23 protein-coding genes are annotated in these 18,738 nt (G+C 62.6%); 16 read left to right on the top strand and 7 right to left on the bottom strand.

The window, feature by feature from the left end; genetic code table 11:
* The first annotated feature begins 1 nt into the window (after position 1).
* From AFIC_RS10560 to AFIC_RS10550, 3 genes are all read left to right on the top strand, one after another.
* Positions 2 to 1,804, top strand: coding sequence for a PAS domain-containing sensor histidine kinase (locus AFIC_RS10560; protein ID WP_275246195.1), 1,803 nt, complete (start codon positions 2 to 4; stop codon positions 1,802 to 1,804).
* Between the two features lie 10 nt (positions 1,805 to 1,814).
* Positions 1,815 to 2,429, top strand: a complete 615-nt coding sequence (locus AFIC_RS10555; RefSeq protein WP_275246194.1) for a peptidoglycan-binding domain-containing protein — start codon at positions 1,815 to 1,817, stop codon at positions 2,427 to 2,429.
* Between the two features lie 62 nt (positions 2,430 to 2,491).
* Entirely contained in the window at positions 2,492 to 2,836 is a 345-nt protein-coding gene (locus AFIC_RS10550) for a DUF1491 family protein (RefSeq protein ID WP_275246192.1), read from the top strand.
* 13 nt (positions 2,837 to 2,849) lie between these two features.
* Here the strand turns inward: AFIC_RS10550 and AFIC_RS10545 are convergent, their stop codons facing one another.
* Positions 2,850 to 3,821 carry a molybdate ABC transporter substrate-binding protein gene (locus AFIC_RS10545; RefSeq protein WP_275246191.1) on the bottom strand — a complete coding sequence of 324 codons (972 nt, stop codon included), beginning with the start codon at positions 3,819 to 3,821 and terminating at the stop codon, positions 2,850 to 2,852.
* 129 nt (positions 3,822 to 3,950) lie between these two features.
* Positions 3,951 to 4,919, bottom strand: a complete 969-nt coding sequence (locus tag AFIC_RS10540) for a DUF2336 domain-containing protein (RefSeq protein WP_275246189.1) — start codon at positions 4,917 to 4,919, stop codon at positions 3,951 to 3,953.
* Positions 4,920 to 5,139: 220 nt separating this feature from the next.
* Between AFIC_RS10540 and AFIC_RS10535 the strand changes: the two genes are divergently transcribed.
* The 5 genes from AFIC_RS10535 to AFIC_RS10515 all read left to right on the top strand — a co-directional run bounded on the left by AFIC_RS10535 (position 5,140) and on the right by AFIC_RS10515 (position 8,037).
* Positions 5,140 to 5,346, top strand: coding sequence for a hypothetical protein (locus AFIC_RS10535; protein WP_275246188.1), 207 nt, complete (start codon positions 5,140 to 5,142; stop codon positions 5,344 to 5,346).
* Positions 5,347 to 5,400: 54 nt separating this feature from the next.
* Positions 5,401 to 6,129, top strand: coding sequence for a hypothetical protein (locus AFIC_RS10530; protein ID WP_275246187.1), 729 nt, complete (start codon positions 5,401 to 5,403; stop codon positions 6,127 to 6,129).
* 232 nt (positions 6,130 to 6,361) lie between these two features.
* Positions 6,362 to 6,721, top strand: coding sequence for a hypothetical protein (locus AFIC_RS10525; RefSeq protein WP_275246186.1), 360 nt, complete (start codon positions 6,362 to 6,364; stop codon positions 6,719 to 6,721).
* 264 nt (positions 6,722 to 6,985) lie between these two features.
* Positions 6,986 to 7,627, top strand: coding sequence for a TerC family protein (locus tag AFIC_RS10520; protein ID WP_275246185.1), 642 nt, complete (start codon positions 6,986 to 6,988; stop codon positions 7,625 to 7,627).
* Between the two features lie 125 nt (positions 7,628 to 7,752).
* A complete protein-coding gene (locus tag AFIC_RS10515; RefSeq protein ID WP_275246184.1) occupies positions 7,753 to 8,037 on the top strand; it encodes a hypothetical protein in 285 nt (94 codons plus the stop codon).
* An 87-nt stretch (positions 8,038 to 8,124) separates the two neighbouring features.
* On the opposite strand, the gene AFIC_RS10510 is transcribed toward AFIC_RS10515, so the two are convergent.
* The gene (locus AFIC_RS10510; protein WP_275246183.1) at positions 8,125 to 8,418 is read right to left on the bottom strand and encodes a DUF3551 domain-containing protein; all 294 of its coding nucleotides are present in this window, start codon (positions 8,416 to 8,418) and stop codon (positions 8,125 to 8,127) included.
* Positions 8,419 to 8,606: 188 nt separating this feature from the next.
* Between AFIC_RS10510 and AFIC_RS10505 the strand changes: the two genes are divergently transcribed.
* Positions 8,607 to 8,840 carry a hypothetical protein gene (locus tag AFIC_RS10505; RefSeq protein WP_275246182.1) on the top strand — a complete coding sequence of 78 codons (234 nt, stop codon included), beginning with the start codon at positions 8,607 to 8,609 and terminating at the stop codon, positions 8,838 to 8,840.
* Positions 8,841 to 8,845: 5 nt separating this feature from the next.
* Here the strand turns inward: AFIC_RS10505 and AFIC_RS10500 are convergent, their stop codons facing one another.
* Genes AFIC_RS10500 through AFIC_RS10490 form a run of 3 tightly spaced genes read right to left on the bottom strand, consistent with a single transcriptional unit; the run spans position 8,846 to position 12,292 of the window.
* Entirely contained in the window at positions 8,846 to 9,415 is a 570-nt protein-coding gene (locus AFIC_RS10500; RefSeq protein ID WP_275246181.1) for a DUF1254 domain-containing protein, read from the bottom strand.
* Positions 9,412 to 9,990 (bottom strand): DUF1214 domain-containing protein, encoded by a 579-nt coding sequence (locus AFIC_RS10495; protein ID WP_275246180.1) that lies wholly within the window; start codon positions 9,988 to 9,990, stop codon positions 9,412 to 9,414. Before AFIC_RS10495 ends, AFIC_RS10500 begins: the two co-directional genes overlap by 4 nt.
* Before the next feature lie 34 nt (positions 9,991 to 10,024).
* Complete coding sequence (locus tag AFIC_RS10490) at positions 10,025 to 12,292, bottom strand: transglycosylase domain-containing protein (protein WP_275246179.1); 2,268 nt, start codon at positions 12,290 to 12,292, stop codon at positions 10,025 to 10,027.
* A 376-nt stretch (positions 12,293 to 12,668) separates the two neighbouring features.
* On the opposite strand from AFIC_RS10490, the gene AFIC_RS10485 reads away from it, so the two are divergent.
* The 5 genes from AFIC_RS10485 (at position 12,669) to AFIC_RS10465 (ending at position 16,866) form a co-directional block, all read left to right on the top strand.
* Positions 12,669 to 13,178, top strand: coding sequence for a YcgN family cysteine cluster protein (locus tag AFIC_RS10485; RefSeq protein ID WP_275246177.1), 510 nt, complete (start codon positions 12,669 to 12,671; stop codon positions 13,176 to 13,178).
* Positions 13,179 to 13,333: 155 nt separating this feature from the next.
* Entirely contained in the window at positions 13,334 to 14,902 is a 1,569-nt protein-coding gene (locus AFIC_RS10480) for an MDR family MFS transporter (protein WP_275246176.1), read from the top strand.
* A 145-nt stretch (positions 14,903 to 15,047) separates the two neighbouring features.
* On the top strand, positions 15,048 to 15,254 hold the full coding sequence (locus AFIC_RS10475; protein WP_275248772.1) for a hypothetical protein: 207 nt from the start codon (positions 15,048 to 15,050) through the stop codon (positions 15,252 to 15,254).
* Positions 15,255 to 15,421: 167 nt separating this feature from the next.
* Positions 15,422 to 16,669: a hypothetical protein gene (locus AFIC_RS10470; RefSeq protein ID WP_275246175.1), complete on the top strand. Its 1,248-nt coding sequence runs from the start codon at positions 15,422 to 15,424 to the stop codon at positions 16,667 to 16,669.
* Entirely contained in the window at positions 16,666 to 16,866 is a 201-nt protein-coding gene (locus AFIC_RS10465; RefSeq protein WP_275246174.1) for a hypothetical protein, read from the top strand. Before AFIC_RS10470 ends, AFIC_RS10465 begins: the two co-directional genes overlap by 4 nt.
* 28 nt (positions 16,867 to 16,894) lie before the next feature.
* Here AFIC_RS10465 and AFIC_RS15815 read toward each other — a convergent pair whose 3' ends face one another.
* On the bottom strand, positions 16,895 to 17,149 hold the full coding sequence (locus AFIC_RS15815) for a hypothetical protein (protein WP_338063137.1): 255 nt from the start codon (positions 17,147 to 17,149) through the stop codon (positions 16,895 to 16,897).
* A gap of 40 nt (positions 17,150 to 17,189) precedes the next feature.
* On the opposite strand from AFIC_RS15815, the gene AFIC_RS15810 reads away from it, so the two are divergent.
* Both AFIC_RS15810 and AFIC_RS10455 read left to right on the top strand, forming a co-directional pair.
* Positions 17,190 to 17,474 (top strand): hypothetical protein, encoded by a 285-nt coding sequence (locus AFIC_RS15810; RefSeq protein WP_338063136.1) that lies wholly within the window; start codon positions 17,190 to 17,192, stop codon positions 17,472 to 17,474.
* Positions 17,425 to 18,735: a DNA-packaging protein gene (locus AFIC_RS10455; protein WP_275248697.1), complete on the top strand. Its 1,311-nt coding sequence runs from the start codon at positions 17,425 to 17,427 to the stop codon at positions 18,733 to 18,735. Before AFIC_RS15810 ends, AFIC_RS10455 begins: the two co-directional genes overlap by 50 nt.
* Positions 18,736 to 18,738 lie beyond the last annotated feature (3 nt).

Here is an 18,738-nt window from a genome sequence, read left to right as displayed (position 1 = left end):
AGTGACGCTTTTCAAGATCCTGCGCGAGCATCTGGATTCGCTGCTGCATCCGTCCGTCAGGGGCGATGCGATGGCGAGCGCGCGTCATCGCGCCTTCATCGCGCTGCGCATGGGCGGTGGCCTCGCGGTTCTCAGCGGTGTGCCGGTCTACCTTGCCGTTCGCGGCGCTCCCTCGATGATCGAGGTGATGATCCTCGCCTGGTTCATCTCGCCGATCCTGATTTCTTACTTCCTGTCGCGCACCGGCCGGTTCGAGATGGCGCACATCCTGTCGTCCGCCTCTCTTGCCGCACTGGTGTTCGCGGTGTCGGTGCAGACCGGCGGCATGTCATCGTTCGCGGCGATCTGGCTGATCGCGGTGCCGCTCGAGGCGGCGATGTCGGCCTCGCGGCGCGTGGTGACGGCGGCGGTCGCGGTCGCGCTCGGTTGCGCCGCCATGCTTGCCGTTCTGGAATCGATGAACGCGCTGCCGCCCTCGCATCTGTCCAGCGACGTTGCATCGCTGTTCACCGGTCTCTGTATCGCGCTGGCGACGATCTATGCCGCAGGACTTGCGTTCGGCGCGGAATCGCTCGCCCGCACCAGCAAGCATCTTCTGGCGGTGGAAGAGCGGCGCTACCGGCTGCTCGCCCGCAACATTTCCGATGTGATCGCGCGCCATCGCGCCAACGGCGATCTCAATTTCATTTCCCCGGCGGCCGAGGTGCTGCTGGGCGTGCCTGGCCCGACGCTGTTGCTGCACGGATTGTTCGATCGCGTGCATGTAGCGGACCGTCCGCGCTATCTCACCGCGCTGTCCGATGCCGCGCGCGGCGGCGAGGCCAGCAGCGTGGAATTCCGTGTTCGCCGCGAAAGTCCGCACGGGCCTGAATTCGCCTGGGTGGAAATGCGCTGCCGCCCGCTGGAGCCGACGCAGGATCAGGCCAGCGGCGCGTTCGAGGTCGTGTCGGTGATGCGTGACGTCACCGAGCGCAAGATGCAGGAGCAGGCGCTGGAATCCGCGCGGCAGGAGGCCGAGGAGGCGGGGGCGTCGAAGTCCCGTTTCCTCGCCACCATGAGCCACGAGCTGCGCACGCCGCTCAACGCCATCATCGGTTTCTCCGAGATGATCGCGCGGGAAGACGAGATGAAGCTCGATGCCGCGCGCCGTCGCGAATATGCCGGGCTTATCAACGAATCCGGCCTGCATCTATTGTCCGTCGTCAACGGCATTCTCGATATGTCGAAGATGGAAAGCGGCAAGTTCGAGCTGGTATCGGAGCCGTTCGCGCCGCGCGAGGCGCTCTCAAGCTGCTGCAACCTGATGGTGCTCAAGGCGCGCGACAGCGGCATCGATCTTTCCACCCGCATGCCGTCCGACCTGCCTCAGATGACCGGCGACGCACGTGCCTTCAAACAGATTTTGCTGAACCTGCTGTCGAACGCGATCAAGTTCACGGGCGAAGGCGGCTCGGTCACCGTCTCCGCGCAGGTCGAAGGCCGCGAGTTGCTGCTGCGTGTGGCCGACACCGGCATCGGCATCGGCAAGGACGATCTTGCGCGCCTCGGCAATCCGTTCTTCCAGGCGGGCGCGAGCTATCAGGGCCGCCGTGAAGGCACCGGCCTTGGACTCTCCATCGTCAAGAATCTCGTGTCGCTGCATGGCGGCGAGATGAAGGTCGAGAGCGAACTGGATCGCGGCACCACCGTTTCGGTGCGGCTGCCGATGATTTTCGCGCCGGCCATGAAGCCGAGCAATATTACAACCCTGGCTCCGGCGCCGCGCGCCGATGCCAAAGTCACGCTGGTGAAGAAAATTGCGTAAGAGTGCTCCGATGGATGATGACAAGCCACGTCGCAAGCGCCGCGCCAAGGCGGTCGCGATCGAGATCGAGCAGGAGCCCAACCTGCTGATGCGGGTGCTGTTGCACAGCCCGAAGGACACCATGGCGTGTACCGTTGCGCTCGCGGCGATGACGGCCATCGTCGTCAACGCGATGTTCCTGCAAGCGGGCCATCATCCCTCGCCGATGTTCGGCGCGATGCCTGTTGAGATGACCATTGCAACGCCCGCGCAGCCGCAACCGTTGCCGCGCCCGCGTCCGGCCGAGACGGACGCGCAGCCGGCCAATGTCATCGATCCGCAGCCGATGGTGGCGATCCCGGCCGCGAAGCCTGCGGCGCCGGCCGCCGTGCGTCCTCCGGCGCCTGTGCCGGCGCACAAGGACCCGCTCGGCGATCTCATCAACGCCAATCACCGCGTCATCTCGGTGCAGCGCGTGCTGACGAATTACGGCTATGGCCAGTTGAAGGCCAACGGCACGCTCGGGCCGGACACCCGCGCTGCCATCCGCCAGTTCGAGAAAGACCGCCACCATCCGCAGACCGGTCAGATTTCCGACTGGCTGCTCGCCGAAATGGCGAAGCTCACCGGCAAGACGATCAACTGATCGTCTGACGTGGTTGCGACATCGCGCTGGCGTGAGCGCGGTGGATCGCCTATCACCATCGCATGCGACTGAAATCCGCGATCTGGGTGTCGGCCTATCTGCGCCGCCTGCAAGGCGAGGGCATCTTCGCCGCCGTGCGCCGTCGCGGCGCGGAGGAGGCGGGTGCGGTGTTCGTCAAGCTCGCGCTGCTCGACGGCACGGCGACATTGTTTTCGCCCGCCCCGCAGACGTCCTATGACGAGGCGCGGCCCTCCGACCGGGTATTCGTGGCCGCGACCGCGCAGCCGGTGGAGGAGCACGCCGTGGAGACGCGGCTGAAACGCGAGATCGATTTCGATCCCGACGCCTGGATCGTCGAGATCGAGGATCGCAAGGGGCGACACTTCCTCGATCTCGCCAGGACGTGACGCTCCCCGCGGCTCAGGGCTTGCCGAAGCCGTAATGCGCGAAAATACCCTGCGCCTCCGGGCTGACAAGGAAGGCGAGCCACTGTCTGGCTTCCTCCGGATGCGCGGCATCCTTCACGACCGCGCCGGAATAGATGCCGGTGACGTTCTGTTCGGGCGGAATGTCCACGCTTTCGGTCGCAAGGCCACGTTCTTTCTGGAAGATCGTCTCGGAACGCCATGTCACCCCGGCCTCGGCACGGCCGTTCATCAGCCAGACCGGAGTCTGGCGGTGATGCATGCGGGTGAGCGTGGTGGTGCCGTCCTTGACCTTGGCGTCATAGACCGTATCGACAAGCGCCTTGCCGCCCGCTTTCTCGAACGCCGCCTTGATCTGCCGCGCCACGCCCTCGAACTCGGGATTTGAAAGCGCGAGATGGATATCCGGGCGGCCGAGGTCGTTCAGGGTCCTGACGTGAGCCGGGTTGCCCTTCGGCACCATGATGGCGAGTTGATTGGTGGCGTAGATGGTCGGCGGCCCGGCGAGAAGGCCGTTATCGATCAGGCGCTGCACGGCGATCTTGCCGGCGAAATAGGCGTCCGGCTTGGCGGTCCATGTCATGTTGCCGACGGTGATGCGGCCGCCGGCCTTCATCTGCCGCACCAGCAGTCCCGGCGGAATGGTTTCGTAGTAGACCTTGCCTTTCAACTCGGGGTGCATGGTCTCGAAAGCCTTGACGAGCGGGGCCATCGCGAAAAAATAGTTGCCGCCGACGTAAAGAATGAGCCGCGCATTGGCGATGTCGCCATGGAAGTCGGCGAGATTGTCGGCTTCGTGGACTGTGAATTCGAAGCCCTGATCCTGGGATGGATTGTTCGCGCCTTTCTGCCAGGGCGGATAGAAGTCCGTGCTTGCAGTCGGCTGCGCTGCGTGAGCGGATACCGCCCCGCCGCAAAGCGCAAGCCACAGAGCTGCCGCATGGCGGCTCATTCGTTTTGCCATCATTGTTTCATCTCCCGGTACGGAAATAAGGATTCCGCTTTTTTACTGGTCTTGCCGCCACGGCATGGCGGTTCGAGTACTTTAGAATAATCTAAAGTACTGTAAAGGTGCTCAGGCAGACCGGCAGGGAGGTTATTTCAGCGGCAACCGGTGCGGCTGATGCTCTTCGGAAAAGGGCGAAACGGTGGAGGTGGACGGCGTGGTGCGCGCGCGCTGGCGCTCGCCGTCATACAGCTGAGGCTTGTACTTGGCGCGGGCCGCCACGACCGATGAACCGCGCCACGCCGCCAGCATGATGAGCGCGACACGCTCGCTCAGAACGTCATACATCCGCGCCAGACGGTAGACGTCGATCACCGACGCGCCGATGGCGGGATTGAGGAACAACAGCACGCGCTGGAAAGCGTCCGCATCCATGCCGAGCGCCTTCATCGCGCAGGCGATCGGCTCGCCGAGCGGGTCGGCGACGATTTCCTTCGTCACCGAGGCGGGCAGGGTCAGTGCGTCGGCAAGCTCAACCGTGAACGCCTGCGCGTCGGCGACCATCGCCGCGCCTTCCAGCGTGGCGAGGGCGCGGGCGGCGCGCCTGGGATCGACCTTGGCGGAGGGCTTCAGCGGCGCGTCGAGCAGGTTCTCGAGGATCTTCGCGCGTTCCTTCGAGGACGCGGCGGTGAACATCTCAATGAGGGAAGAGGCGTCCTGCGGTTTCATCGACAGCACCGGCAGCGGCTGCTGCGGGACAAGCGGCGGCGCGGTCACGGTGGCCGGTTCAACCTCGCTTTGGGCGGGCTGCAACGAAGGCGCTGCGTGACGCGGATAAATCGGCGGCGGCGGAATCATCAGCTTGCGGCGGATGTCGCGCGGGGTGTTCGGATAGATCGCGAGCTTCGCGCGCACCACCGCGCGCGTGGCATCGTCCACCTCGTCGAGCAGGCGCGTGGTGAGCTCGGTGAACTGGCGTTCCTCGTCGGGCGTGTGGTCGGGCGTCTGCACATAGAGGTCGGTCAGCACGCGCAAAAGCGTCGGGCGGATGTCCACGCCCTCGCGCTGGGACAGGGACATCAGGCCATCGAAGCCTTGAAAGAGAGGAGGCGTACTCATGCAAACCGGCAAGCGTTGAAAGGCGATCTGTTAAATCTAGAGCGGCTTTTTTAACGCGCGGTTAAGATTACTGAACGGTTAACCGCGCAACCACTGGCGGCCAAGAAATCAAAATGAAAACCAAAACACCCGGGCCGTGGCCTTAAGACACCATTAACCATGCGTGATTCTAATGCTCCTTGTCACGAGCCAGTGATGTCGTGACGAGGAGAAAGTATCGATGGGCACCATTCTTGAATTTCCGGCGGATGCGGCTTCGCGGCGCACGGAGACAATCATGGGATCGGCCCCGCGTGAGGCGACAGCGACCGTGCTGATCCTTCCCGTCGTCCGGATCGAGCGGCACGTTGAAGAAACCAGCGGCGACCGTGGACCGGAAGAGGGGACGGCGCCGGGCCGCCGCCGCCGCCGGCGGGCACGGTCCTGATTTTGTTTGCGCCGGATATTCCGGCGCTTGTCTGCAACCTGAGCGGCCGTTCGGATGTGCAATCCTATCTTTGTCTTGCCGCTGGTGTTCGGGATCGGCTGTGTCGGCGATGATTTCGGCCGCACCCGCCAGATGTTCTACCATCAGGACATGCACCAATGGGTCGGCGCGGAAGCGACCGAAGCGCTCGGCGGCCGCGCATCCGCATTTCTCCTGACCGACGACGAGCGCGCGCTGCGCGACATGGCCTATTACTTCATCGAGCCGCCGCATTCGCGCCCGGCATGGAAAGGCGTGTTCGGCGACTACGAAGGCATTCCCGCGCCCTGGCACAAGAAGGTGGTGTTCGACCGCACCTCTTACGGCCGCAAGATGATCGACGAACCGCACCGCTCGCAGGCCTCCTCCTATCAGGGATTGATGGAGGACGTGCGTAACGACCTCACCATGCTCGACCAGTTCATTCCGCTCGCGGTGAAGCTCAACGATCTCGACATCAAGCGCAACAAGGCCCTCGGCTACATCGGCGACCTGTCGCCGCGCGAGCGCGCCGACGCGCAGGCGCGGATGCGCGAGAACGTGCTGGTGGTGCAGTGGGCGCAGCAATGCGTCGAGCAGCGCGTCTCCTCCTATCGCTGGGCGCTGGAACGGCTCGTCATCATGGCGCCGGACCGGATGGCGGCGCAGGCCGATGCGCTGATTACCGAGCTTGCGCGCCGCGCGGCATCGGCATGGACCACCGCGACGCCTGTCGTCGGGCAGGTGCTGCGCGTCGGCGGCTGATTTTCATGTCAGGTTCCAGCGACACTTCGCTGCATTCACACGAAACCATTCATCACGCGCGCGTGAGACGAGCCGCGTCCGGATGACACGCGGCGGATGACCGCGTTGTGCAGCCATACGATATATTATTGGATGGCGTATCGGGATCGGTGTGATCCCTGTTCGGGAGGCGTCCTGCTTCTCTTGTCGGGCGGGACGCGGCATCGCGCAGCCCGAAAGAAAAGAGGACGATATGATTGCGTCCATCGAACGCCGTGACGAGTGGAAACGCAGGCTTGCCGAACTGAGGCGACCCGTCGCGACCCTGACGACACTCGCTGTCGCATTGACCGTTCTGGCCCTGCTGATCGTACGCATGATCGGTTCGGAACTGACGATGATGGCGCTGAGCCTGATGTTCTTCGTCAGCGCCATGCTGGTGGCGACCATCGCCTGGTTCGCAAGAAGCAGGCACAATTCGCGCAACCTGTCGCTGTGGGATGTGGCCGGAGCGTTCGCCATCATCGGCATCTCGGCGTCGGTGCTGGCCGATCCCGAACACGCCGTGGAACTGTTCGAACATCTGTTCGGCGGCCGTTTCGGGTTGCATTAGGAGGAGAGACAGACTAGTTTTCAGAGACCAGACCGGGCCCCTCTGGCAGCCATAGGCTGCGATGTCGGACTGGACATAGTGGGAGTGGCCCTGTCTCTGTCCTGATCATTTCAGATGCGTGATCCGTGATCGTCCTCAGGCGGTCATGATTTGTGTTTGATGATCGAGACTCTGTCGATCCTCGCATCCGCGGTTATTCGGCCGCGTGCGGGCGATGGATGTGCAATGGCGCCGCTCCTTCGCAAAAGCCAAGGAGCCCGGCTCATGTTCGACTTCATTACTCCCGACGTTCTCACCGCTCTTTTTCAGGTCATCCTGATCGACCTCGTGCTAGCCGGCGACAATGCCATCGTCATCGGCCTTGCCGCCGCCGGCCTGCCAAAAGAGCAGCGCGCCAAGGCGATCCTGATCGGCATCGGCGCGGCCACGCTATTGCGCATGGTGTTCGCAGGCCTGACCACGCAGCTCTTGCAGATCGTGGGCCTCTTGCTCGCGGGCGGCATCCTTCTGCTCTGGGTGTGCTGGAAGATGTGGCGCGAACTGCGCGCTCCGCATCACGCAATGGAGGATATCGAGGCGCTGACAGATGGCGCGCCGCGCAAGACACTGGCGCAGGCGACATGGCAGATCATCATCGCCGACGTGTCGATGTCGCTCGACAACGTGCTCGCGGTCGCGGGGGCGGCGCGCGAGCATCCGTGGGTGCTGGTGTTCGGCCTCCTGCTGTCGATCGCGATGATGGGCGCGGCGGCTTCCTTCATCGCCAAACTTTTGCAGAAGCACCGTTGGATCGCCTATGTCGGCCTTGCGGTGATCCTCTATGTCGCGGGCGACATGATCTATCGCGGCATTCTGGAAGTGTATCCGCAGGTGTCGTCATGGATCGGCAGCGCCATCCTGTCGTAAGGCGGGCTTGCGGGGCGGAACCGTGGGGGTTCCGCCCCAATCACATCTCTTTCACCGGGGAAACCAAACAACGCAACGCCGGTTTGATAAGCGTCGGTTTGGAATGCCCTGTGAAAGGACGTGTCATGAGAAAAGCAGCACTGATGGCCGTTGCGGTCGCATCAATCGGGACGGTGGCGATGATGAGCCCGGCGGAAGCGCGTGGCTGGCATCATGGAGGCTATGGCTGGGGACCGGGCATCGGGTTTGGTCTGGCCGCCGGCGCCCTGGCGGCCGGAGCCTATGGGCCTTACGGATACGGATATGGCCCGGCTTATTATGGATACGGGCCGGGGTATTACGGGGGACCTTATGCCTACTATCCGGGACCGCGATATTACCGCCGGCACTATTATTATCGCCGCTGGTAGTGCGCGCGCTTCATCGGGCCATTGAAGAACGAGACGCTATTCCCGCTCAGGCGGGAGTAGCTCTCTTTGTTTTATCGCTGCCTTGCGTCAATACCGGTAGCCGTGGCCGAAGACGAGCGGGCTGAGATCGAGACCGTCGCGCGGACGGTAGCGGCGGCCTTCCGCCTCGGCAAAGGCGAATTCCGGATTGACGCCGCAATAGGCTTGCTGGCCGGAGGCGCTTGCCCGGCATTGCGCGTAAGTATCGTAGGCGCAGTCGCCGGGGTAGGGATAGCCGCCGCCGATCAGGCAGATCCGCCGGTCGTAGGCTTCGGCGGGCGTCGCCGTCAGCACCGCGCCGAGTGCGGCTGCCGTCAAAAAGGTTGCTGTCAAGATTCGCATCGGAAACTCCATCGCTGGAGTCACCATAAAGACCGGATCGCGCTTGCGCCAGACGCGCTGCGCAAGGCGCGTGCGTCAAAGCCGCGTGATGTGTCATGATTCGTTCTTGTGGCGTTATGGGCGCAGCGTCAAGAATTGACGGCTGAAGTCCCCGATGCATCATGGACCGCAATATCATGCGGTGCTGAATGTTGTCGTATCTGAAACGGCGTTATCCGGATTTGCGTCTGGTGCGAATGAGCGATGGTCGCTGGTCGGTTATTCGCGACCTCGGGCTCGTCAAGGGCGGCAAGGGCCTGCGTTGCCACGAATGCGTTTTCTCGTTCCGGCTCGATGTGAAGCGGCTGTTGCGGCCGCGTGAGAAAGCCCGCCCCGCAATGCTTTCCGCATCCAGCGAGGCCGTTGTCCAGGTTCAGGGCTGACGAAGTTACCGCCGTCCCGGCTGCGAGACTTCCGCCTGCACCTTGCAGCTTGCGGCGGCGAGCGAGGCCTTGGCCTGTGCCATCAGTCCCGGCTCGGCGGCGAGCGCGCGCATCACGATCAGCCCGGTCGGCGTCGGCGATTCGATGATGAGCCGGTCGGCCGCGGTGATGTCCTCATCCTCCGGCAGCGCCGCCTTCTGCTGCGGCGTCATCAGGTCGAGTTCGATCACCTTGCGGCCCGCCGAGCGGTCGTTGATGGCGTAATAGGCGATGTCCTCGTTGGTGTAGAACGACACCGATGTGTAAGCCTGACTGACCGGCACCTTCAGCTTGATCGAACCGGTTGAGAGGTCGTACTTGCAGGCGGCGGAAGCGAAGGCGGGGTCCATCAGCGGCATCGGCGCGGTGTCGGGCGTGGCGTCCGGCAGCGCCGTGACGGCGTTCACTTTCAGCGTCGGGGCAAGCCGCGCGTAAGCGTCCTGCGATGCGATGCGGGGCAGCGCCAGCACGCTCACCAGATGCACGACGCCGCCGAGCAGGATGCCACCCAGAATTGCGAACAGCCAACGGATCATGAGCACCCCGCCATGGTGATGGAGGGCAGCGGCGCGTCCTTCTGCGAGCGCGTCGCGACGCCGACGGGCGTATCGTAGAGCCGCAACAGGATCTGATAGCGGCTGACGCCGCCGGTCGGCAGCCAGTTGCCTGACCGCGCGCGCGGCGCGATCCGCACGATGAACGAGCCGTCCGAGGCGCGCACCACTTCCTGACTGGTGAAGCCGTAGCGTTGCAGCGCGTTGGCGACGAGCTTGCCCTTGGTGTCGTAGATCGTCAGCGTCCAGAACCGGGCAGGGGGCGTCACGCCGGACACGACCACATCGCAGCGCCCGTCCAGTTTCTTGCCCGCATTGTCGGCGGTGGCGCGGAAGGTGATGCCGTCGCCCGCGCCGATCGGCAGCTCGCCGCTGCGGGCGACCGTGGCGCGCGCATAGGGATCGATGTCGCTGGTGCCGATGCGCGGACGCGCCGTCCATGGGCCGATGGTCAGCGTGCCGATCTCGACGCCGCGCGTGGCCGTGTTCCATGTCAGCCCGAGGCCGACGACGGTGGCGATCGCCATCGCGAGGATCAGCACGAAAATCAGCCGCACGGCAGCATCGCCTTCATGATTGCCGGGCCCATCGTCATTTCTTCTTTGGCGGCATGGATGCCGTCGCGTCGTTCGCGGAGGCAAAACTGTCCGGGAACGGCAGCGCGGCGTGCGGCGCAGGCGGCGCGCCATCGTTCACCGAGGTCTTGCCCACCGGCACGGTCTTGGCGGCCTCGTCCATCTCCTTCTCGATGCGGACAAGGGTGTTCACGCCGCGCCGCGTCAGCGTCGGCGGCGGTCCTGCTGCGACATCGAGAATCTTCGGCGGGGCATTGGTTGCGGCGATGCTGCCTTTCGGCAGTTTCTGACCCGCACCGACGCCCGTCAGTTCCTTGATCTCGATGCCCTGATGCGCGGCTTCCATGATGTCGTGCCAGGTCTTGGCGGGCAGCGAGCCGCCCGTCATGCGGTTGGTCGAGGAATAATCGTCGTTGCCGTACCAGACGCCGCCGACGAAGTTGCCGGTGTAGCCGACGAACCATGCGTCGCGATAGGCATTGGTGGTGCCGGTCTTGCCGGCGGCCGGAATGCCGTCGAGCTGCGCGCGCCGCGCGGTGCCTTCCGAAACGACGTGACTCATCATCATCGCCATGTCGGAGGCGACGGACGGCGGAATGATCTGGCGCGGCTGCGGCCCGTCGCGGTCGTAGCGCCAGACCAGATCGCCCGCGCCGGTGCGTACTTCCAGAATCGCATGCGGCGTCACCGCCTTGCCGCGATTGGGGAACGTCGCATAGGCGACGGTGTGTTCGAGCACGTTGACTTCATCGGCGCCGATCGGCAGCGAAGGGGTGTCGGGCAGCGGCGTGACGATGCCGAACTTGCGCGCGGTCTCCACGATCTTGGCGCGCCCGGCCTTCGGCCCGGCCTTGCCGCCGAGCGCGATCGACAGCTTTACCGGAATGACGTTGATCGAATGGGTCAGCGCCTGCGTCAGCGTGATCGAGCCAGAGTAGGAGCGGCCATAGTTTTGCGGGCACCAGTTGCCGATGCAGACCGGGCCGTCCACCACCACGGAGGTCGGCTTGAAACCGTTCAGCAGCGCCGTGGTGTAGACGTAGGGCTTGAACGAGGAGCCGGGCTGGCGCATCGCGTCGGTGGCGCGGTTGAACTGGCTCGCGCCATAGTCGCGTCCGCCGACCATCGCGCGCACGCCGCCATCGAGATCGGCGATCACGGCGGCGGCCTGCGTCGCGTGATAGTCGCGGCCGAACTGGCGCAACTGATCTTCGACCGTGTCCTCGGCCGCCTTCTGTACCTTCATGTCGATGGTGGTGCGCACCACGAACACGCGCTCGGTATAGGATTTGGGGAAGGTGGCGACGATCTTCTTCACCTCGTCGAAGGCGTAGTCGAGGAAGTAGTTCGGCGAGTTCTCGTCGCGGCGGTCGACGACCGAGGCGGGGTTGCGGCGGGCGCCGAACACCTGGCCCTCGGTCATGAAACCCGCATCCACGAGGTTGTCGAGCACGACGTTGGCGCGCGCGCGCGCGGCAGGCAGGTTGATATGCGGCGCGTATTTGGTCGGCGCCTTGAACAGGCCCGCGAGCATCGCGGATTCGGCGAGGTTCACGTCGCGCGCCGACTTGTTGAAGTAGAAATGCGCCGCCCCATCGACGCCGAAGGTGCCGCCGCCCATGTAGGCGCGGTCGAGATAGAGCTTGAGGATCTCGTTCTTGGTCAGGCGCGTCTCCAGCCAGATCGCGAGGAACGCCTCGTTGATCTTGCGCTCGATGGTGCGCTCGTTCGACAGGAACAGGTTCTTGGCGAGCTGCTGGGTGATCGAGGAGCCGCCCTGGCGCACGCCGCCCGCCTGCGCGTTGGTGACGAGCGCGCGCAGCGTGCCCGCGACGTCGATGCCGAAATGATCGTAAAAGCGGCGGTCCTCGGTGGCGAGCGTCGCCTTGATGAGATGATCGGGGAAGTCTTCCAGCGGAATCGAGTCGTTGTGCTTGATGCCGCGGCTGCCGATCGGGTTGTTGTAGCGATCGAGGAAGGTCACCGCGAGGTCCGACTTCTTCAGCCAGTCCTCGTCGGAGGTTTCGCGGAAGGCGGGGATCGCGAGCGCCAGCATCAGGATGCCGCCGGCCAGGCCGATCGTCGCCATCTCCGACAACGGTTCGATGAACACCCAGCGCTTCCAGCGCCCGACATAGAAGCGGTCCATGAACGCGGAGTAGCGCTCATAGAGTTCGCGCAGGCCGCGCCCCGAGGAGAACAGCGTGGAATCGAAACGCGAATCGAGATCCAGAAAGAAATTCCGGATCCGTTGCATCCACTCGCTGGGTACGATCTTGCGCACCAAAATTTCCTAAATCGTCGGTCGCGTCCGTGGTCCGCCCGGACACTGGCGGCGGCGATGGCGCGGACGAACATGTGCGTTCGTTTGCGGCATCCCCGTGGCGATGGTGAAGGCAATCATCGGAGGGAAGGGCTGTCCGCCCGTTCCGCGCGCCGACGCTTGCGCCGGAGAGGAGGTCACGCGAACGGCGGTCAGGTTCCCGTACCCTCTCCATGCCCGGGAATCCGCTTCCTTCTAGCCGAGGTAAGGGGATAAACCAATGCCAAGAGGCGGTTAGCCTTGGTGTTTTTCGCGCCAGCGATTAATTCAGGACTCGTCCTTGTCATGGCCGGGATAAAGCCGGGCATGACGATTGAGAAAGCCGTAAATCGAACCGATGACCAAGCCGCCTGAAAAGCCGTCCGACCAGGCCAATTCCTTCTGGAAAACCAAAACCTTGGAGCAGCTTTCCAGCGCCGAGTGGGAGAGCCTGTGCGACGGCTGCGCGCGCTGCTGCCTGGAAAAGCTGGAGGACGAGGACACCGGCAAGATCTACTTCACCCACGTTTCCTGCCGGTTGCTGGATGCGAATCTGTGCACCTGCCACGACTATGCCAACCGCTCCGCCAAGGTCACGGACTGCGTGCGGCTGACGCCCCGGAATGTGCGGACGCTGAACTGGCTGCCGCCGTCCTGCGCCTACAAGCTCGTCGCCGAGGGGCGCGACCTGTACTGGTGGCATCCGCTGATTTCCGGCGATCCCAATACCGTCCATGAGGCGGGCGTCTCGGTTCGGGGGCGGGTGTTCGGCAGCGAGGACGACGTGGCCGATGCCGACCTCGAGGATCATATCGTGCGCTGGCCGGGGCTTTTGCCGAAACGCGCGCGGATGAAACGCCGCGCCTGAGTCTCCTCATCACATCGCGTTGATCGATGCGCGGTTTCGGAAACCACCCCATGCGCGCGGCCCGCTAACGGCGCCAGCCGATGTACGCTAGGTTGTTCATGTTTTTCCGACACATTTAATCTAATCGCCAATTCGCGCAGTCGCGCACAGGCCGCATGAGCAAAATCCAACGACCGGAACCCGAGATGGAAGGCGAACCGCTGGCGCCGGACGATCTGGCCGCCATCACGGGCGAGGCCATCCGGATCGAGGATTCCGAACCGGCCATCCGCGCGTCGCTGCCGCACAGCGAAGCGCTGCCGATCGTGCTGAGCCTGCTGTGCAACCTGTTCCTGACCGCGCTCGACCAGACCATCGTCGCGACCGCGCTGCCGACCATAGGCGTGCAATTCCACGATGTCTCGAACCTGTCGTGGGTCATCACCGCCTATCTGTTGTCCTCGACGGCGGTGGCGCCGGTCTATGGCGCGCTTGCCGACATCTACGGCCGCCGGGCGATGATCATCACCGCCAACGTGCTGTTCCTGATCGGCTCGGTGCTGTGCGCGCTGGCGCCGAACCTGCTGTTTCTCATCCTGGCGCGCGGCCTGCAAGGAATCGGCGGCGGCGGCATCCTGCCGCTGGTGCAGACATTGATCGCCGACGTGATAACGCCGCGCGATCGCGGCCGCTATCAGGGCTACATCAGCATGGTGTGGGTGACGGCGGGCATCGGGGGCCCGATACTCGGCGGCGTGTTCGCGCAGCACCTGCACTGGTCGATGATCTTCTGGATCAACCTGCCGATCGGCGTCGGTTCGCTGATGCTGTTGCTGCCGCGGTTGCGCAAGATTCCCGACTACCACCGCCACCGCAAGCTCGACTGGACGGGCGGCCTGTTGCTGATGGCCTCGGCTGTGGTCTTCCTGCTGGCGCTGACATGGGGCGGCCACAAATTCGCGTGGCTGTCGCCGACGATTCTCGCGATGATGGGCGCGGCTGTCGTGCTGATGGCGGCGTTCGTGGTTCACGCGCGCACGCATGATGAGCCGTTCCTGCCGCTGCCGCTGATCAGCGGTTCGGTGGTGCCGTATTCGATGATCGCGGGCGGCTGCGCGATGGGCGCGATGATCGGGATGATCGTCCACCTGCCGATTTACTACGAGAGCGTCTATCGGCTGAGCGCCAGCGAGGCGGGCATCGCGCTGATTCCGCTGGTCGCGGTATCGGTGCTGGGCGCGTGGAGCGCCGGGCAGTTCATGGCGGTGACGGGACGCTACAAATGGGCGGCGGTCGGCGGTGCATCCGTCGCCGCGAGTTGCCTGATGCTGATGGCGTATCTCGCCGCGCCGCCGCTCTGGGTGCTGCTGTCGCTGCTCGCCGTTCTCGCGCTGGGAATCGGAACATGCTTCCCGATCAGCGTGGTGTCGATCCAGAACGCCGTGCCGCGCTCGCAGGTCGGCACCGCGACCGGCGCGATGAATTTCTTCCGTGCGTTGATGTCGTCCTTCGCGGTGGCGATGTTCACCGCGATCCTGCTCGCCGCGATCGGGCAGGAAATTCCGATCGGCGAGGGCGCCGCCGGCAGTCGCAATATCGCATCCGGCGACATGATCACCGGCTTCCGCTTCGTATTTCTGGCGGCTGCGTTCCTGATGGCGATGGCGGCGGCGCTGTTTGCGTTGATGGAAGAACGCCCGCTGGCCGGCGGCAAGCCGTCACCCGCCGCGACGATGGCGGAGTAGGGCTTCGATTTTCTGATTGCCGGATTTAGGAAAATAGTCCTTGACAGCGTGACGCTGCCGCAGTAGGGTTGCGCCATGCTCGAGAATTGGGTTTGAGAGGAACCTGGCCTTTGCTTCTCGCGTTGGATTGATGAGCACGCATCGCTTGCTGGCGATGATGGATCATTCAATCAATGCAACTGTGAAGTTTGAGGCGAATATGGTGACAAAAGAGCACGGCCGGATCGTTGAGACGCCGAACGAGGCACGTTCCGCCGAACCGGGACCGTCGATGGCGGCATTGCTTGCCATCAGCACGATCGCCGCGATCTTCACTCTGGCGATCATCTGGTTCGTGTTCTTCCGCATTTGAGGCGGCGATGTTGATTGCATATCGCCGTTGACATGGAACTCCTTCCCATCCCACAGTGAGTCAACTTTTTTGGGGGGGCTTGAGAGCGATAAAAGTGCAGGTTGGTCAACCTCGCATATAACAACAAAACGTCGCTTGTGAAGCCGCTGCTGCAAGGTAGCAAAAGAATGACTACGGAAGTCGCGGTTCTGAATAAATTCGGCGTGGCATTAGCCGCTGACAGTGCTGTTACAGTGGAAACTTATGTAAACGCGAAATCACAGCGCAAAGTCCACAATACTGCGAATAAGCTCTTCACATTGTCCAAATTCGAGCCGGTAGGCATTATGCTTTACAACTCGGTGACCCTCGGAGGGATCCCCTGGGAGACGTTGATCAAGGTTCATCGAAAGCAACTCTTTAAAACGAAATATCCGGCGCTTGAGGATTACGCAAAACAGTTTTTTATTTGGTTGAACGGCGGTAGCGTGTTTGACGATGAGCAAACACGTTGGATCGTGTTCACGAATTTGTTTCAAGCATTTGCGAGCCTCAAGTCTTCAAAAAATTCAAAAGCTGCCTTTGTAGCAGCGTTAAACAAGGAAATTTCAGAACTTAAAAAACTTGCTGATGTGGAAGGTTTTGATGCCGCATTTCGAACCACGGTCGCCAACACTTACCGTGCGACCATTGACGATTGCGCCAAATTGGTTTTCAAGGCCAAGGCATCTTACCTGAATGGGCAAAAGAGAAAGATCGTCGATTTTGCAGTTCTTCTGCTTACAAAACAGCGGCGACTCGACAATTACTCTGGTATTGTAATCGCGGGATTCGGCGAAAACGAGATGATGCCGAGTCTGCGAGAATATGTCGTGGACATTGTTGTTTGTGGCAGAGTTCGCTTTTGGCTAAAGGATACAAAGACAATCGGGCCTATGAACGCTAGCGAGGTGGTTCCGCTAGCCGACGATGAGGTGATACGAACTCTGATAACGGGGATCAGTCCAAGTTTTGAAGATCATGTCTTGGGCAACGCAATCAATCTAATGATCTCGCTACCAGAAACAATTTTGGCTCCAGTGTCTCAACTAACTGCCGTGCAAAAACAAAAATACACAGCAGATGCTCGAAAATCATTACCGCAACATTTTCGAGATTTTTACGGCAAGATGACTGAACATCGAGATAAAAACTATACCAATCCGATCAAGCAAGCGATTGCTAGCCTATCTCTAAGTGATCTAAGCGCAGTTGCTGAGACGTTCTTGAGCGCTTCCCAAATTCAAAAGCGTGTTAACCCGGATTTGGAGACAGTTGGCGGCCCAGTTGATGTTGCCGTTATATCTAAAGGTGATGGTTTTGTATGGGTGAAGCGGAAACATTACTTCGAAGAGCGCATTAATCCTTCGTTCCGATTGAGGTACCTTGAACAATGACGTCCACCATGACCGCGAGAGGCCACGCCATGGTTTCTAAAAGCACAGCATTGAGCAAGGAAGAATTGGAGCGATTCGAAGAGCGCGCTCGGGCGGCCCGAAAGGCTGATGATGGGTTGGTGAAGGAATTCCTCTCCAAATTCGCGAAGGACTATCGGGCCAATATTGAGGAACGGAAAAAAGGAACCTCAAAGTAGGTTCACCTCAGGGCTGTTGAATCAAACGTCACATTTTTGTTGGTGACGAAGGTAATCTGTTTATGCCAACAAGAAAGACCACCGTGCCGGTCAGGCGACCGGCGGCGGCGAAACGCGTTGCCGTCAGGAAAGCGGGTGCTGCAAAGAAAACGCCAAACAAGGCTCCGGCGAAGAAAGTAACTACGAAAAAAGCGCCAGCGGAAAAGAAGGCGCCTGAGAGATCCGGTACCGGGCCAAAGCGTAACCGGGCCAGCGGTGTGCGCAGCGCAGTCGATCGGCTCAACGATCCGCCTCCCGCGCCGTTGCCGGCTCTGCTGAAACGCGTGAGCAACGCCATCGAGCGCGAACTGACGCAGATTGAAGTCATCGTTTGCGGATCGCACGTCGCAGAACGCCATCGCACCGAGGCCGAACGCCGCGCGCGGACGCTGGCGTCACTGGCGCGCACGCTGCGCGAGGTGATGCAATTGCGCGACAAGGAGGAGAAGAACCGCGAGGATGACGATGCCGTGCCCCGCGATCTCGGCGAGCTTCGACGCAAGCTCGCGCAGCGACTGGATGAGCTTGTCGCCGACGCAAAGGCTGCACATCCTGGCGGGGCTGGATAGCGACGAACTCGATCTCATTGCGTCGGACTGGAAACTGTTCGCGCATCCGCATCAATGGCCGCCGGAGTTTGCCGCGGGCGGCAGGGCGTGGACGACATGGCTGATGATCGGTGGCCGGGGTGCGGGCAAGACGCGCGCGGGTGCGGAATGGATACGCGCGCAGGCGCTCGGCCTGCCGCCGCTGGCGGGGGAGCCCGCGCGGCACATCGCGCTGGTCGGCGAGACCGAACACGATGTGCGCGAGGTGATGATCGAGGGCGTGTCCGGTCTGCTCGCGGTGCATCGCCGCGACGAGCGGCCGGTGTGGCTGCCATCGCGAAAAAGACTGGAATGGAACAACGGCGCGGTGGCCTATGCGTTTTCGGCGGAAGATCCCGAAAGTCTGCGCGGGCCGCAATTCTCCTGCGCATGGTCGGATGAACTGGCGAAATGGCGCTATGCGGATGCGGCATTCGACATGCTGCAATTCGGCCTGCGTCTCGGCACGCAACCGCGCCAGTTGATTACCACGACGCCGCGTCCGACCGCGCTCATCAAGCGTCTCCTGCAAGACGAGACCTGTGTGACGACGCGCGCGGCGACGAAAGCCAACGCGCTGCATCTTGCACCGACGTTTCTCAAGAACGTGATGGGGCGCTATGCGGGCACGCGATTGGGACGGCAAGAGCTTGACGGCGAACTGATCGAGGACCGCACGGATGCACTGTGGTCCAGATCGGTGATCGAGCAATGCCGCGTGGGGGAAGCGCCGCCGCTGCAACGGATCGTGGTGGCGGTCGATCCGCCGGCGACGTCCGGCAAGCGCGCGGATTCCTGCGGCATCGTTGCGGCGGGAATGACGGGCGAGGGCATGCTTTACGTTCTCGCCGACGACACGCTGGCGCAGGCCGCGCCTCAAATCTGGGCTGCGAAGGCGATTGCGTTGTGGCGCAGGCTGGAGGCCGACACGCTGGTGGTGGAAGTCAACCAGGGCGGCGAGATGGTGCGCGAGGTGATCGCGCAGGCCGATCCCGATGTGCCGGTCATTCCTGTGCGCGCGCATCGCGGCAAGTGGCTGCGCGCCGAACCCGTCGCCACGCTTTACGAGCAGGGCCGGGTGAAACACGCGGGCGTGTTCGCCGCTCTTGAAGATGAAATGTGCGACTTCGCGCCGACGGGATTGTCGTCGGGCCGCTCGCCCGACCGGCTCGACGCTTTGGTGTGGGCGCTGACGTCGCTCACGCACGGCGCGAGAGGGCAACCGAGGGTGCGCAGCTTTTGACAT

Source organism: [Pseudomonas] carboxydohydrogena, from assembly GCF_029030725.1.
GTDB classification, from domain to species: Bacteria; Pseudomonadota; Alphaproteobacteria; order Rhizobiales; family Xanthobacteraceae; genus Afipia; species Afipia carboxydohydrogena.
Note: the sequence above shows the minus strand (reverse complement) of the source record. Positions and strands in the feature narration are given on the sequence as shown.

Excerpts from the sequence above, each read along its gene's own strand:
- AFIC_RS10505 (WP_275246182.1), top strand. The coding sequence starts at position 8,607 with ATGTTGTCGTATCTGAAACGGCGTTATCCGGATTTGCGTCTGGTGCGA.
- AFIC_RS10520 (WP_275246185.1), top strand. The coding sequence starts at position 6,986 with ATGTTCGACTTCATTACTCCCGACGTTCTCACCGCTCTTTTTCAGGTC.
- AFIC_RS10510 (WP_275246183.1), bottom strand. The coding sequence starts at position 8,418 with ATGCGAATCTTGACAGCAACCTTTTTGACGGCAGCCGCACTCGGCGCG.
- AFIC_RS10500 (WP_275246181.1), bottom strand. The coding sequence starts at position 9,415 with ATGATCCGTTGGCTGTTCGCAATTCTGGGTGGCATCCTGCTCGGCGGC.
- AFIC_RS10525 (WP_275246186.1), top strand. The coding sequence starts at position 6,362 with ATGATTGCGTCCATCGAACGCCGTGACGAGTGGAAACGCAGGCTTGCC.
- AFIC_RS10480 (WP_275246176.1), top strand. The coding sequence starts at position 13,334 with ATGAGCAAAATCCAACGACCGGAACCCGAGATGGAAGGCGAACCGCTG.
- AFIC_RS10465 (WP_275246174.1), top strand. The coding sequence starts at position 16,666 with ATGACGTCCACCATGACCGCGAGAGGCCACGCCATGGTTTCTAAAAGC.
- AFIC_RS10545 (WP_275246191.1), bottom strand. The coding sequence starts at position 3,821 with ATGATGGCAAAACGAATGAGCCGCCATGCGGCAGCTCTGTGGCTTGCG.
- AFIC_RS10550 (WP_275246192.1), top strand. The coding sequence starts at position 2,492 with ATGCGACTGAAATCCGCGATCTGGGTGTCGGCCTATCTGCGCCGCCTG.
- AFIC_RS10535 (WP_275246188.1), top strand. The coding sequence starts at position 5,140 with ATGGGCACCATTCTTGAATTTCCGGCGGATGCGGCTTCGCGGCGCACG.
- AFIC_RS10530 (WP_275246187.1), top strand. The coding sequence starts at position 5,401 with ATGTGCAATCCTATCTTTGTCTTGCCGCTGGTGTTCGGGATCGGCTGT.
- AFIC_RS10485 (WP_275246177.1), top strand. The coding sequence starts at position 12,669 with ATGACCAAGCCGCCTGAAAAGCCGTCCGACCAGGCCAATTCCTTCTGG.
- AFIC_RS10470 (WP_275246175.1), top strand. The coding sequence starts at position 15,422 with ATGACTACGGAAGTCGCGGTTCTGAATAAATTCGGCGTGGCATTAGCC.
- AFIC_RS10555 (WP_275246194.1), top strand. The coding sequence starts at position 1,815 with ATGGATGATGACAAGCCACGTCGCAAGCGCCGCGCCAAGGCGGTCGCG.
- AFIC_RS10455 (WP_275248697.1), top strand. The coding sequence starts at position 17,425 with ATGAGCTTGTCGCCGACGCAAAGGCTGCACATCCTGGCGGGGCTGGAT.
- AFIC_RS10540 (WP_275246189.1), bottom strand. The coding sequence starts at position 4,919 with ATGAGTACGCCTCCTCTCTTTCAAGGCTTCGATGGCCTGATGTCCCTG.
- AFIC_RS10515 (WP_275246184.1), top strand. The coding sequence starts at position 7,753 with ATGAGAAAAGCAGCACTGATGGCCGTTGCGGTCGCATCAATCGGGACG.